Origin of the sequence: Intestinibacter sp., from assembly GCF_022780145.1 — a bacterium.
GTDB lineage: Bacteria > Bacillota > Clostridia > Peptostreptococcales > Peptostreptococcaceae > Intestinibacter.
Genome location: NZ_JALEXO010000043.1, coordinates 1 through 14,643, shown reverse-complemented (window position 1 = coordinate 14,643; position 14,643 = coordinate 1). Strand labels below are relative to the sequence as shown.

12 protein-coding genes and 1 pseudogene are annotated in these 14,643 nt (G+C 30.0%); 11 read left to right on the top strand and 2 right to left on the bottom strand.

Going from position 1 to position 14,643, the window contains the following annotated elements:
* Window positions 1-269 (top strand): annotated as a pseudogene (locus MR593_RS01680) (nucleoside recognition domain-containing protein); the annotation flags it as partial.
* 19 nt (window positions 270-288) lie between these two features.
* On the top strand, window positions 289-468 hold the full coding sequence (locus MR593_RS01675) for a FeoB-associated Cys-rich membrane protein (RefSeq protein WP_290686296.1): 180 nt from the start codon (window positions 289-291) through the stop codon (window positions 466-468).
* A 42-nt stretch (window positions 469-510) separates the two neighbouring features.
* Here MR593_RS01675 and MR593_RS01670 read toward each other — a convergent pair whose 3' ends face one another.
* The gene (locus MR593_RS01670) at window positions 511-1,101 is read right to left on the bottom strand and encodes a DUF3267 domain-containing protein (protein ID WP_290686294.1); all 591 of its coding nucleotides are present in this window, start codon (window positions 1,099-1,101) and stop codon (window positions 511-513) included.
* A 261-nt stretch (window positions 1,102-1,362) separates the two neighbouring features.
* Here MR593_RS01670 and MR593_RS01665 point away from each other — a divergent pair, with 261 nt between their 5' ends.
* The 9 genes from MR593_RS01665 to MR593_RS01625 all read left to right on the top strand — a co-directional run bounded on the left by MR593_RS01665 (window position 1,363) and on the right by MR593_RS01625 (window position 14,205).
* On the top strand, window positions 1,363-3,153 hold the full coding sequence (locus tag MR593_RS01665; RefSeq protein WP_290686292.1) for an aminopeptidase P family protein: 1,791 nt from the start codon (window positions 1,363-1,365) through the stop codon (window positions 3,151-3,153).
* 421 nt (window positions 3,154-3,574) lie between these two features.
* Complete coding sequence (locus MR593_RS01660; RefSeq protein WP_290686290.1) at window positions 3,575-5,548, top strand: fructose-1,6-bisphosphatase; 1,974 nt, start codon at window positions 3,575-3,577, stop codon at window positions 5,546-5,548.
* 231 nt (window positions 5,549-5,779) lie between these two features.
* Complete coding sequence (locus tag MR593_RS01655; protein WP_290686288.1) at window positions 5,780-7,384, top strand: Na/Pi cotransporter family protein; 1,605 nt, start codon at window positions 5,780-5,782, stop codon at window positions 7,382-7,384.
* A gap of 175 nt (window positions 7,385-7,559) precedes the next feature.
* On the top strand, window positions 7,560-8,660 hold the full coding sequence (locus MR593_RS01650) for an OB-fold protein (RefSeq protein WP_290686286.1): 1,101 nt from the start codon (window positions 7,560-7,562) through the stop codon (window positions 8,658-8,660).
* A gap of 176 nt (window positions 8,661-8,836) precedes the next feature.
* On the top strand, window positions 8,837-10,051 hold the full coding sequence (locus tag MR593_RS01645) for a carboxylate--amine ligase (protein WP_290686284.1): 1,215 nt from the start codon (window positions 8,837-8,839) through the stop codon (window positions 10,049-10,051).
* A 12-nt stretch (window positions 10,052-10,063) separates the two neighbouring features.
* The gene (locus MR593_RS01640) at window positions 10,064-10,768 is read left to right on the top strand and encodes an aspartate/glutamate racemase family protein (protein WP_290686282.1); all 705 of its coding nucleotides are present in this window, start codon (window positions 10,064-10,066) and stop codon (window positions 10,766-10,768) included.
* 16 nt (window positions 10,769-10,784) lie between these two features.
* A complete protein-coding gene (locus MR593_RS01635; RefSeq protein WP_290686280.1) occupies window positions 10,785-12,290 on the top strand; it encodes a UDP-N-acetylmuramoyl-L-alanyl-D-glutamate--2,6-diaminopimelate ligase in 1,506 nt (501 codons plus the stop codon).
* Window positions 12,291-12,442: 152 nt separating this feature from the next.
* Window positions 12,443-12,889 carry a MarR family winged helix-turn-helix transcriptional regulator gene (locus MR593_RS01630; RefSeq protein WP_290686278.1) on the top strand — a complete coding sequence of 149 codons (447 nt, stop codon included), beginning with the start codon at window positions 12,443-12,445 and terminating at the stop codon, window positions 12,887-12,889.
* On the top strand, window positions 12,886-14,205 hold the full coding sequence (locus MR593_RS01625; RefSeq protein WP_290686276.1) for an MATE family efflux transporter: 1,320 nt from the start codon (window positions 12,886-12,888) through the stop codon (window positions 14,203-14,205). Before MR593_RS01630 ends, MR593_RS01625 begins: the two co-directional genes overlap by 4 nt.
* 102 nt (window positions 14,206-14,307) lie before the next feature.
* Here the strand turns inward: MR593_RS01625 and MR593_RS01620 are convergent.
* Window positions 14,308-14,643 (bottom strand): DUF933 domain-containing protein (locus tag MR593_RS01620; RefSeq protein WP_290686274.1); only part of this gene is annotated, 336 nt, incomplete at its 5' end.

Here is a 14,643-nt window from a genome sequence, read left to right as displayed (position 1 = left end):
GAGTATTATTCGGTGCTACAGATGCAGTAGCGGAAGCTGCTATGGAAGGTGCAGCTGCACTTGACGGACTTGCAGCAGTATTTACTAAGGCATCAGCATTTGCTTATATGACATTTAATTTACTTTGTATGCCTTGTTTCGCAGCAGTAGGTGCTATAAAAAGGGAAATGGGCTCTTGGAAATGGACTGGAATAACTGTAGCATTCCAAATGGTAACAGCTTATATAGTTGCATTTGTAGTATATCTAATATGTGGAGTGATATTTTAGATAAAATGGAGATGTCGATATGATTAATTATATAATTGCAATAGTTGCTATTTTGATAGTAGTAGCGACAATTGGTGGTTTTATTAAAAAAACAAAATCTGGAAAAGGCGGTTGTGGATGTGGTTGTAGTAGTTGCTCTTCAGCAGGTAACTGCCATTCTATGGATAATATAGTAGAAGATTTAAAGAAAATAAAGTAACCTAATAAATAAAAGGCTCTAGCGTTTGGTTCCCCAATTTAGCTAGAGTTTTTTATATAAGTAAGCAGTACTTTTATCTTGTTCGCAATAAAAATATACATCTCGGTTTTTTAAAAAGTAATTAGTTATAGCTATATCCCCATTTGAAAAAGTCACGTTTAATATATTGAAAATAGCTGTAGCCCCTATATATTCAGGAAAATTTATTGCTAAGAATACACTACATATAGTTACTATTATAAATGGAAATATGGATAAAAATATATATTCGCTAGAGGTAAATACCCTTCTATCACAGTAACAAAATACGTTAGCTTTTGGTATTACTAATTTTACATTTTTACATCCTATAATATAAGCTGCAATTAAATGTAAAAATTGGTGAACTCCTATAAATACTAAAAAAAACAATACTGCAAATCCTAAGTTTAAAATAACCAGTTCAATAGACGGTCTAAAAAATATGCTTATTACAAAAATAATAAACATAACGTGAAAAAATTTTTTGTATATCTTTGAGATTATAGAGGGAATATCAAGCCATTCGTGTATAAGGTCAAAGCAATTTGTGTAGTCAAATTTTAATATTAGTTTAGAGTTGTCTTCTAGAAATTGATTATTTTGTATTTTCATATTATATCCCTCCTCTAAAAACTGCATAAAAGAGTGCATATTTTAAAATAAAAATTTTCATATATAGATTATATTCCATAAAAAAATGATGTTCAAGTCAACTAATGTTAATTTTAGTATATTTTTTACCTTTTAATAATATTTCTTATATATTAAAATATCAATATAAATACAAAAATTGTAAGGAAGTTGTAAAGTTTAGTAAGGAGTATTAAGATAAAAGAGTGACAAAGTAGATTAAACAAGAAAAGAGGTATGACAATGGTAGTAGATAGATTAGAAAAACTAAGAAAATCTATGAAGGACAAGGGGATTTTCGCTTATATAATACCTTCAGCTGATTTTCACCAAAGTGAATATGTAGGGGATTATTTTAAATGTAGAAAATTTATATCAGGATTTACAGGTTCAGCAGGAACTGTAGTTGTAACTTTAGATGATGCTGGACTTTGGACAGATGGAAGATATTTTATACAGGCAGAAAACCAATTAAAGGATTCTACAATAAAGCTATTTAAGATGGGTGAAGAAGGTGTCTTAACTGTTGAAGAGTATTTAGATGAAGTGTTGAAAAAAGGAGATACCCTTGCATTTGACGGAAGAGTTATAAGTGCTAAGGAGGGAAATAATTACGAAAAGAAATACGGCGAAAAAGGTATAAAAATAGTCTACGAATACGATTTAGTAGATGAGCTTTGGGAGGATAGACCAGCTATGCCTAGTGAAAAGGCATTTTTACTAGATATAAAATACGCTGGGGAAAGTGCAGAGGACAAATTATCTAGAGTTAGAGAAGAAATGAAAAAGAAAAATGCAACTGTGCATATATTAAATTCTCTAGACGATATAGCATGGCTGTTAAATATAAGAGGTAATGATATAGCGTATAATCCTGTAGTTATATCTAGTGTAGTTATGACTTTAGATAAAGTTTACTATTTTGTAGATGAAAATAAATTAAATCAAGATATAAAAGAAAGCTTTGATAAAATAGGTGTAGAAATCAGAGATTATTTTGAAATATACGATTTTGTCAAAGAAATAAAAGAAAATGAAACAGTTTTATTAGACGAAGCTAAAGTGAACTACAACATATATAAAAATATACCTTCTGATGTAAAAATAATAAATGAACAAAACCCTACATTTATTTTCAAATCAGTAAAAAATGAGGTTGAATTAGAAAACTTGAGAAAATGTCATATAAAAGATGGTGTTGCGATGACTAAATTTATGTACTGGTTAAAGACTAATGTAGGAAAGATGAAAATAACAGAGATAAGCGCTTCTGATAAATTAGAGGAGCTTAGAAGAGAAGAAGAATCTTGCTTTGATTTGAGCTTTGATACTATATCAGCATATAAAGATCACGCTGCTATGATGCACTACAGCGCAACAGAAGAAAGCGACTGCGAATTAAAGCCAGAGGGAATGCTTCTTGTAGATTCTGGAGGTCAGTATTTTACAGGGACTACAGATATAACTAGAACATATATATTAGGAGATATAACTGAGGAGGAAAAACTACATTATACTTCTACCTTAAGAGGTATGATACGTTTATCTAAGGCTAAATTTTTATATGGATGCAGAGGTATAAATTTGGATATATTGGCTAGAGGTCCACTATGGGATATAGGTATAGACTACAAATGCGGTACAGGTCACGGTGTAGGATTTGTGTTAAATGTGCACGAGGGTCCAAATGGATTTAGATGGAAGGTAGTACCTGAGAGAAATGATTCATGCGTTTTAGAAGAAGGCATGATCACGACTAACGAGCCAGGAGTATATATAGAAGGAAAACACGGTATAAGAATTGAAAACGAATTATTGTGCAAAAAGGCTCAAAAAATCGGATCAGACCAATTTATGGAATTTGAAACTATAACTTTTTCACCTATAGATTTAGATGGTGTAGATCCAGATTATATGGATAAATCAGAAAAAGAATTTTTAAACAATTACCATAGAGAGGTTTTCGAAAAAATATCACCTTACTTAGATGAAGAAGAAGTAAAATGGTTAAAAGAATATACTAGAGCTATATAATTAAATACAGCAAAATAGCCATAAGAATATTAGAAGGGGATCTATAATAACTTATGGCTATTTTGCATGCACAATGTTAATTACAATGTTTAATTATATATTTAAAATTATAGGGAATGCTACTTAAAATTATCTAAAAATTTACAATATTTTTATAATTTTTATAAATATATTGTATATTAAATTCATTCATAATGCAAGAAAAAGTATTTTTTTTATAAGAAAATTAATTAAAATTAAAAGTATTTATTATAGTATGAAAAATGACTAAAAAGTCTATAAAAAGATAAATAATAGGACATAAATAATTAAAAAATATACATTATTAAGCCGAAAAAACATAAAGAGTATGCTATAATTTATATAAGGATTTAGACCAATAAAATTAAATCGTGAAAAATATATTAGGAGGAATATTAATATGAAAAATATATCTGATGAATATTTAGAAAGCCAACTTAAGTATTTAAAATTACTATCTAAACAGTATCCAAGTATTTCTAGTGCCAGTGCAGAAATAATAAATTTAGAAGCAATACTTAGCCTTCCAAAGGGGACAGAACATTTCCTATCAGATTTACACGGCGAATACGAACCATTTGTACATGTACTTAGAAATGGGTCTGGTGTTATAAAGAGAAAGATAGAAGAGCTATTTGGAAATATAGTCTCTGAAGCTGAAAGAAAAAAATTAGCTACAATAGTTTATTATCCAGAACAAAAGTTAGATTTGCTTGTCAAAGAAGAGGAAGATTTAGAAGATTTTTATAGAATAACTATTCACAGACTTATAGAGCTTTGTAGATATGCGTCTAGTAAATATACAAGATCTAAAGTTAGAAAATTTCTTCCTGATGATTTCAAATATATAATTGAAGAATTATTACATCCAGATCAAAACAGCCCACATAAAGAGGGGTATTATAAGAGCATAATAGAAACTATAATTGAAATAGATAGATCTAGGGAATTTATAATAGCTTTATCAAAGGTTATCCAAAAGCTAGTTGTAGATAGATTACATATAGTAGGAGACGTCTACGATAGAGGCCCAAGACCTGATATTATAATGGACACATTGATGAATCACTACAATGTAGATATACAATGGGGAAACCACGATATCTTATGGATGGGTGCAGCAGCAGGTCAAAAGGTATGTATAGCAAATGCAGTCAGAATATCTTCAAGATATGCAAATCTAGATATAGTTGAAGATATCTACGGAATAAACCTACTTCCTCTAGCTACATTTGCATTAGAAGCTTATAAAGACGATCCATGTACTGAATTTATGCCTAAGGTAGGAGAAGGAGAGGTCTCAACAAAGGAAAAATCATTAATCGCAAAAATGCACAAGGCTATTAGTATTATACAATTTAAGTTAGAAGCAGAGGTAATAAACAACAACCCTGAATTCGATATGAAGCATAGACTTCTTTTAGACAAAGTAAACTATGAAACAGGAACTATAACATTAAAAGGAAAAGAATATAAATTAAGAGATACAAACTTCCCAACTATAGATCCTAAATCTCCATATAAACTGACTAAAGAAGAACAAGCTCTTATGGACAAGCTAGTAGCTTCATTTAAAGGCAGTGAAAAATTACAAAAACACGTTTCTTTCTTATTCTCTAAAGGAAGTATATATTTAATTGCAAATAAAAATCTACTAGTTCATGGATGTATTCCACTTGATGAAAAAGGCGATTTTATGTCTATGAAGATAAAGGGTAAAGAATATAAAGGTCGAGAATTGATGGATCAAATGGATTCTTACGCTAGAAAAGGATATTTCTATAAAGATGGTCCTGAAAAACAATTCGGTATGGATATGATGTGGTATCTATGGACAGGGAAATGTTCTTCTCTATTTGGAAAAGACGATATGACTACATATGAGAGATATTTTATTGCAGATAAGAAGACACATGTTGAAAATAAAAATCCATACTACACATTGAGAGAAAATGAAGAGATATGCAACAAGATTTTCGACGAGTTTGGACTTGACTACGAGCAATCACATATTATAACAGGTCACGTTCCAGTTGAAAGCAAAAAGGGAGAAAGTCCAATAAAAGCAGGTGGAAAAATCCTAGTTATAGATGGAGGATTTTCTAGAGCATACCAAGGAAAAACTGGTATAGCTGGATATACTTTAATTTACAACTCATATACTCTTCAACTAGTTGCGCATGAACCATTCTCTTCAGCAGAGGATGCTATTAAAAAGGAAAGCGACATACTGTCAACTTCAGTAGTAGTAGAGGATATAGCGCGTAGAATGTATGTGAGAGATACACTTGATGGAGAAAAAATGCAGGAAGAAATAAACGACCTGAAGATGCTGGTTATGGCGTATAAGAAAGGTTTAATCAAGGAAAAATAATAATAGAATAATTTAGAAAAAATATGTTAAGAATAAAGGTATATAGATTGATAAATTTTACAAAAAATTATCATTTTATATACCTTTTTTATGTGAATTTAATTCGGTGTTAATATGAACTTAATATTTAACGTAATCTTAAGATTGAATTAACATTTATTTAGCCATTAAAATCGCATTTTAATGTATTATTTAATAGAATTAATTTATAAGTCTTAAGGAGGAGCAAACGTGGGAATTGCAATTAGTCTATTAGGCGGCCTAGGATTATTCTTATACGGTATGAATATGATGGGTGACGGCCTTCAAAAATGTGCAGGAGATCAATTAAAGAAAATAATAGGATTTTTAACAAGCAATGTAGTCATGGGAGTTTTAGTAGGTACTGTAGTAACAGGTATAATACAGAGCTCAAGTGCCACAACCGTAATGGTTGTAGGTTTCGTAAATGCCGGGATAATGACATTATCTCAAGCAATAGGTGTAATAATGGGTGCTAATATAGGTACAACTGTTACAGCACAGCTAGTATCATTTAGCTTAGAGGACATAGCGCCTATAGCATTGGGTATAGGTATAATCATATATTTAGCAGCTAAAAATCAAAAGCAAAAGCAATATGCAGAGATATTATTGGGATTTGGTATGTTGTTTACAGGTATGGAATTTATGAAGGAGGCTGTAAGTCCATTAGCTGATTTACCACAGTTCAGAGACGCGCTTATATATGTAGGTTCTCATCCTTTATTAGGAATACTTGCTGGATTTTTAATTACAGGTATAGTTCAATCATCTAGTGCATCTATGGGTATGCTAATAGCATTGGCTTCACAAGGGATACTTCCATTGAGTGCAGCTTTACCTATATTATATGGAGATAATATCGGTACTTGTGTTACTTCACTTTTATCTAGTTTAGGTGCATCTAAGAATGCAAAGAGGGCTGCGTTTATGCATTTAACTTTCAATGTAATAGGAACTATATTATTTATAGTAGTATTTACTAAACCGATAAGTATGGTAGTATCTTATTTAGATCCAAATAATATAGCTAGACAAATAGCTAATGCCCATACTTTATTCAATATTGTAAATGTTATAATACTTTTACCATTCTCAAAATATATAGTAAAATTTGTTTTAAGATTAATACCAGTTACTGAAGAGGAAGAAGAAGCTTCTGAAGTTAAGTACATAGATGAAAGAATGATAGAAACACCAAGTATAGCTGTAGGTAATGCAGTTTTAGAAGTTAAAGAAATGGCTGAGTATGCATCAAAATCTCTAGAATACGCAGTAAATGGAGTACTTAATTATTCAGAAGATGAATTAAATAAGACTTTTGAGATGGAAGCAAAAGTAAATGAAATTCAAAAGCAAGTGCTAAGTTTCTTGGTGAAATTATCTAAAGTGCCTTTAAATGAAGATGAGCGTAATAAAGTCACAAATTTAATATACGCAGTTACTGATATCGAGAGAATATCAGACCATGGAGAAAATATAGCTGAATTAGGAAAGAACTTAGTTAGCGATAAGTTGAGTTTCTCAGAACACGCACAAAATGAAATAAGAGAAATATATACTTTAGCAGCGGGCAATTTTAAAGATTCTATGGAGTGCTTAGATGAAGTAAATCTAGAGCTTAGAAAAAGAGTTCACGAAAATGAAAAACAAGTCGATTTACTAGAGCTTGGATATAGAAATCACCATCTACAAAGATTAAATGAAGGCAGATGTACAGTAGATGCCGGTGTAATTTATTTCGATATATTGACTAATCTAGAGAGGGTATCTGACCACTGTAAAAATATAGCAGACTATTCTTACGATGTGTAAAAATATCAAATTATAGAAATTTATATTAAGGGTCTAATCTTATATAATATGAGGTTAGACTTTTTTTAAATTAAAATTGACAAAATTGTTTCTATGGAGAAGATATATTTTTATGTATAATATAAATATAGCGGTATTGAAAATTATGCTAATTTAGAATAAGGGGAATTTTTATATGAAAAAAGAAAAATTTTGTAGGCATTGCGGTGAGAAAATAGAAAAAAATGCTAAAACATGTTCGAAGTGTGGGGCAAATCAGAGGAATTTTTTTAGAATGCATCAGGGATTTACAATATTTATGGTGTTTTTTATATTAATATGTGTTGCTATAGGTTTAATTTTTAATAAATTAAACTATATAAATAATAGCAAGTCTGCTACGTATACTCAGAGTGAATTTGAGAGCATATGGGGCGATTTTTTTGAGGGATTTGGTGAGGATGTTTGTGTTACAGTAGACGAATTAATAGAAGAATATGAGGACGATTTAGAAGATGCTGATAGCGAGTATATAGATGAATATATAGAGTTAACTGGAAAAATCGAAAACATAGATAAAGTAGATTATAGAACTTTAAAAATAAATTTGAAGACAGATAGCGATTACAAATTAGAGTGTTATTTCGATAGAGATTATAATGAAGAATTTGAAGAATTAGAAAAATACAGCTTAGGTAGAGAGATAACTACGGTAGGCTGCTTAGAGAGAAAAGGTAAAAAATTAAAATTAGAGGATTGTATTTTAGGCAATTGGGAGGTTTACTATTCATTTAATAATACCTTTAATATAGATATAGATTTAGAAGACTTATTAAATGATACGAAGGATAAGGATAAAAGTATCGAGCTCGATGCGAAAAATATAATGTCTTTTGACAGCGATATATTGGATTATGGATATAGCTATGAAGATATCACAAATAATATGTCTGATATATCAAAAGGTGAGGTCGAGATTGCATATATAAGTGAAAAGGATAGCCTCAAAGAAAAAGTAGTTGAGCTAGAGATAAACGGCAAAAAAGTAACTGTTAAATTGAACAAGGATACTTCTTCGTTTGATGAAAATATAGTCTATCTAATAAATCAAGAGTTGAAAAAAGATAATTGCGATAAAATATTCTATTATTCATATATGGATTATGAGGAGGATTTTGGAATAGTAAATATTGCATATTCAACTGAAGATGATATCGATAAGTTAAATAAAGTACTAAAAAGTTCAGATTTAGATATGGAACAGTTTAAAAATGAAGTTAGTACAAAATCAATGTAGATAAATGTAAATAATAAGTGTAATTTAGACAAAAAACATGATGAAATATGGAATAAAAGTTGAAATTTCAATAGTTTATCATGTTTTTTGTCGTCTGTTCTTTGACATATGCTATAAAATAAAGTATAATACCATTGTATTAAAATGAACTAAAGTAAAAATAAGAGGTGGATCAAGTGAATAATGTTAAAATTCAACCAGTATTGGTTGGTGGAGATATAAATTGTTACTCTGTTGCAAGAGCTTATCATGAAGCATACGGAGTAAAATCAATAGCATTTGGAAAAATACGCATAGGTGCGACTAACCATAGTAAAATAATCGATTATAGAGAAGGTACAACTATAGAAGATGAAGAAGGATTTTTAAAGAAATTACTAGCTTTACCAGATGAATTAGCAGAGCCTAATAAGGTATTTATAATACACGGATGTAAAGATGAATATGCCGAGTTTATAATAGACCATAGAGATATTCTTTCAACAAAATACATAGTTCCTTATATAGGAAAGGAATTAAAGGATAAATTAATAGAAAAGGAATCTTTCTATCAAATATGTGAAGAATACGGGCTTGACTATCCAAAGACTCATGTATTCAACAAAGGCGATAAGGTAATGGACTTTGGATTTAAATATCCTATAATAGTAAAGGCATCAGATAGTGTAACTTATTTCCAACATGAATTTGAAGGTATGAAAAAAGCATATATTGTCAAAGATGAAGAAGAGTTTACAAAGGTTACTGATGAAATATATTCTCACGGATATGAAAAATCTCTAATTATACAAGATTTTATACCAGGAGATGACTCCCACATGAGAGTTTTAACTTGCTACTCAGACCAAAATGGCAAGGTTAAAATGATGTGTTTAGGACATGTTCTACTTGAAGAACATACTCCAAAGGGAATAGGAAACCACGCTGCTATAATTACAGAATACGATGAAAAAGTAATGACAAAATTTAAAAATTTCCTAGAAAGTATAAACTATACAGGATTTTCTAACTTCGATATAAAATACGATACAAGAGATAACACTTATAAAGTATTTGAAATAAATTTAAGACAAGGTAGAAGTAACTACTATGTAACAGGTTCTGGAAACAATATAGCTAAATACGTAGTTGAAGATAGAGTAGAAAACAAAGAACTAGAATTAAAAATACAAAAAGAACCTTTCTTCTGGAGAGTAATACCAAGAAGTGTCGTATATAAATTTGTTAAAAACAAAGATTTAGTAAATAAATGCAAACAATTAGTTTCAGAAGGAAAAGAAGCTACATCATTTGGATATAAATACGATTTAAGTGGAAACATAAAGAGAAGCTGGTATATATTCCTATACAGTGTAAATCAAATTAGAAAATTCAATAAATATTGTAAATAGAATGGTGATAATATGAAAAATATAACTGTAGGAGTAATGGGTGGCTTAGGTCCGATGGCGTCTGTTTATTTCTATAAAATGGTAGTAGATATGACAGATGCTAAAACAGACCAAGAGCATGTAGACATGGTGATTACAAATAGAGCGACTACACCAGATAGAAGTGCGTATATTTTAGGGCAAAGCGACGACAATCCTGTATATACGCTAGTAGATGATGCCCAAAAACTAGAAAGATTTGGAGTGGACTTTATTGTGATAACATGTAATACAGCTCACTATTTTTATGATAAAATAAATAAAAACGTAAATATACCTGTACTTAGTATTATCGAGGAAACTGTGAAGTACGCCAAGGAAAATGGTCACAAAAAATTAGGAATTTTAGCTACTACAGGAAACATAAAGACAGAGCTATACCAAAATATGTGCAAAAGATTCGATATGGAGTACTTTGTTTTAGACGAAAAAAGACAAGAAAAGGTCATGGAAATAATTTACGACGATATAAAAAGTGGAAAACCAGCTGACATGAATAAATTTAATAAATTAGTCGATCATTTAAAAGAAAATGGATGTGATGGCATAGTTCTTGGATGCACAGAATTATCTATTCTAAAAAATGACAACAATTTAGACAATGATCTATATATAGATTCATTAGAAGTATTGGCAAGACAAACAATTATAAAATCAAATAGAAAAGTGAAAAATTAAAATTATAGGAGGATATATGGTAAAATTAACAAAAGTGTTAGAGGATGTTCCCTTTACCTCCAATACTAATTTAAATGAACTTGACAAAATAGAAATAGTAGATATAGCTTATAGCTCTTTAAGATGCAAAGCAGATTATATGTTTGTTGCACTTAAGGGTGAAACTGTAGATGGTCATAAATATGTATTCGATGCTTATTCAAGAGGAGCTAGAGTTTTTGTACTACAAGATGATATAGAGATGGCAGAGGATGCTGTTAAAATAATAGTTAAAGACACTAGAGTAGCTTTATCTAAAATGTCTGCAAATTTCTTTGGCAATCCATCTAAGTATCTAAAGGTAATTGGGGTTACCGGAACAAAAGGAAAGACTACAATTACAAATTATATAAGTGAGGTTTTAAATAAATCAGGTATAAATACTGGTGTAATAGGTACTAACGGTACTTTTTTCAATAATATTACAGAGAGCACTGTTAACACAACACCTGAAAGTTATGAGCTTCATAGAATTTTTAGAAAAATGTTAGACAGTGGAGTTAAATGTGTTTCTATGGAGGTATCTTCAGGAGGACTTCAAAAAAGCAGAGTCGATCATGTAGATTTCGATGTAGCTATATTCACGAATTTATCTCCTGATCATATAGGACCTAAAGAACACCCTACATTCCAAGATTATTTAGAATGTAAGGCTAAATTATTTACACTTGCTAAGCATGGAATAATAAATATAGATGATGAGCATGCAAAGGACATAATCAAGATAGCTACTTGTGATATAGAAACTTTTGGTATAGAAAAACAAGCAGATATAATGGCGACAGATATAAAATACTCAAAGAGTATAGATTCTCTAGGAGTTAATTTTGTATGCAAAACAAAAGAAACTAAATCTGATTATTATATATGTTCACCAGGTATATTTAGTATTTACAATGCTTTAGCCGTAATATCAGTTTGTAAATACTTAGGTGTAGATAGAAAAATAACAAATCAGGCTTTAAGAGAAGCTAAGGTTTGTGGTAGAGTAGAGGTTTTATCTGTACTACCTTACGCTACTATTATCATAGATTATGCTCATAATGGTGTTAGCTTAGAAAATGTATTAAAAACACTAGAGCATTACGATCATAAGAGATTAATATGTGTATTTGGTTCAGTCGGCGGAAGAACGAAGCTTCGTAGAAAGGAATTAGGAGATGTAGCTTCAAGAGAATGCGATTTAAGTATACTTACATCTGATAATCCAGACTTTGAAGACCCTATCGAAATAATAAACGATATAGCCAAATCATTTGATAAAAACAAGAGCAAATATCTAGTTGAACCTGACAGAAAAAAAGCAGTTCAGCTTGCTGTCAGAATGGCTAAAGAAGGCGATATGATAGTACTTGCAGGAAAAGGACATGAAACTTATCAATTGATAAAGGGTGTAAAGGTTCCATTTAGTGAAAAAGAAATTGTAAGAGAAGAGGCTAAGAAAATTCTTGCAGCTCATGCTAAAATGATGATGGCGAATTAATCAAATTAAAATCAAATAAAAATAAGAAATATCTCTAATCATAAAAATATGGTTGGAGATATTTTTTTGATTAAATAGATTAAATATTTGAAATTAGTATTTATAAATACTATAATAGTATGTATACATACTAATTAAAGGGGGAATTAAATATGGATGATTTAAGAAAAATAAAAGATTTTTATTGTTCATGGGCACAAGGAACAGCTTTATATGCTAGATGGGCAAATAATCAAGGAATAGGATATCCTGAATTTATGGTTCTTTATGCATTAAATATAAGTGATAAATTAACTCAAAAGGCAATTAGTGAAGGATATGGATTGCCAAAACAAACTGTTAATACAGTTATCAGAAATTTGAAAAAAAATGATTATATTACTCTTGAGTTGAGTCAGAAGGATAAAAGAGAAAAAACAGTTACCTTAACAGATAAAGGGAAGGAGTATTCTTCAAAAATTATAACTCCAGTTTTTGATATTGAGAAACGTATATATGAAAATATAGGTTATGAACGTATAACTCAAATGAAAGAAACAGTTGATCTTTTTAATATTTTATTTGAAAAAGAATTAGAAAGGAATGAAAAAAATAAATGAATGTAAATAAACAATTTTTATCATATGTTATTCCTTCTATATTAGCATTTGCATTGTCTGGTGTTTATGCTATTGTAGATGGGTATTTTATTGGAAATAGTATAGGTGATATTGGACTCTCGACAATTAATATAGCTTATCCAATTACTGCGTCGATACAGGCGATAGGTACAGGTATTGGCATGGGCGGAGGTGTTTATTTCTCTATCAATAAAGCGAAGAAAAAAGAAGAAGAGGCTAAAGAATTTGTTGCTGGAACTTTATGGATGTTGATATTATCGAGTTTTATAGTTACAATTTTTCTTTGTCTTTTAAAAACTCCTATTTTGAAATTATTAGGGGCTGAAGGAGAATTACTTTCTTTAGGAGAGGATTATGTATTTATTATTGCTTTGGGAACTTGTTTACAAATTTTTAGTACAGGATTAGTGCCTCTCATTAGAAATAATGGAGGTTCAACTTTTTCTATGATTACGATGGTTATAGGATTTATTACAAATATTATTTTAGATTATTTATTTGTATGGGTATATGAATGGAGTACAGTAGGAGCAGCACTAGCAACTATTGTAGGTCAAGGTGTAGCGATGATTATTGGATTAATTTATTTATTTTACAAGGGACAAATTAATTTTAAAATTCCTGTTTCAAAAATTAGTAAAGTATCAAAATCCATTATTAAAGTTGGGATTGCTCCTTTTGGTCTAGCTGTAACACCTAATTTTTCACTAATATTGATTAATCGTTTTTCTGTTTTTTATGGTGGTGAAAAGGCGATTGCTGTTTATGCTTGTATATCATATGTTATTTGTATAGTATATTTGATTTTACAAGGTATTGGTGATGGTAGTCAGCCATTGATGAGTAAGTACTATGGAGAAAAAGACATAGAAAAAATACAGTATATTAGAAGATTAGCTTACGGATTTGCGATTTTAATATCCGCAGTGAGTATAGTTATTTTATTTGTATTAAGAGGAAAAGTCGGAGTATTGTTTGGAGCTTCAAATGAAGTTATTCAAGGAGTAGCAGATGTATTTCCTATTTTCTTGATTGGAATACCATTTATTGCAATTACTCGTATTACAACAGCTGGCTTTTATGCAACAGAAAAAAATATATTCTCTTATATTTTAACTTATATAGAACCAGTCGCTATGTTGGCTTTTATGTTAATACTACCTCCTTTATTTGGTGGACAGAAAATGATTTGGTGGAGTACTACGTTGTCAAGAGTATTTTCTGCTGTCTTGGCAGTTATTTTTAAAATTCGCGTTGAAAAATCTGAAAAAATACTTCAATATAATTGTTCGTAGATAAAATTAAGTATATAGAAATATTAAAATAAAACCGTAGCTTGTAAATCTGATTTATAAGCTACGGTTTATTTATTCGATAATATTAAATTTATATAGATTCTATACGTTAAATCTGAAGTTTACAACATCTCCGTCTTGCATTACGTAGTCTTTTCCTTCAAGTCTAACAAGACCTTTTTCTCTAGCGTTTGCAACACTTCCGCATTCTACTAGATCGTCGTAATTTACTATTTCAGCTCTGATGAAACCTCTTTCTATATCACTGTGGATTTTACCAGCTGCTTGAGGAGCTTTTGTTCCTATTTTTATAGTCCAAGCTCTTACTTCTGGTTCGCCAGCAGTTAAGAAAGACATAAGTCCTAATAGCGTATAAGATGATTTTATTAATTTATCTAGACCTGATTGTTCAAGACCAAGAGTTTCTAAGAATTCTTG

Bases quoted from the DNA above. Each gene is read 5' to 3' on its own strand.
- MR593_RS01660 (WP_290686290.1), top strand. From the start codon at position 3,575: ATGAAAAATATATCTGATGAATATTTAGAAAGCCAACTTAAGTATTTA.
- MR593_RS01635 (WP_290686280.1), top strand. From the start codon at position 10,785: ATGGTAAAATTAACAAAAGTGTTAGAGGATGTTCCCTTTACCTCCAAT.
- MR593_RS01640 (WP_290686282.1), top strand. From the start codon at position 10,064: ATGAAAAATATAACTGTAGGAGTAATGGGTGGCTTAGGTCCGATGGCG.
- MR593_RS01630 (WP_290686278.1), top strand. From the start codon at position 12,443: ATGGATGATTTAAGAAAAATAAAAGATTTTTATTGTTCATGGGCACAA.
- MR593_RS01675 (WP_290686296.1), top strand. From the start codon at position 289: ATGATTAATTATATAATTGCAATAGTTGCTATTTTGATAGTAGTAGCG.
- MR593_RS01665 (WP_290686292.1), top strand. From the start codon at position 1,363: ATGGTAGTAGATAGATTAGAAAAACTAAGAAAATCTATGAAGGACAAG.
- MR593_RS01625 (WP_290686276.1), top strand. From the start codon at position 12,886: ATGAATGTAAATAAACAATTTTTATCATATGTTATTCCTTCTATATTA.
- MR593_RS01670 (WP_290686294.1), bottom strand. From the start codon at position 1,101: ATGAAAATACAAAATAATCAATTTCTAGAAGACAACTCTAAACTAATA.
- MR593_RS01650 (WP_290686286.1), top strand. From the start codon at position 7,560: ATGAAAAAAGAAAAATTTTGTAGGCATTGCGGTGAGAAAATAGAAAAA.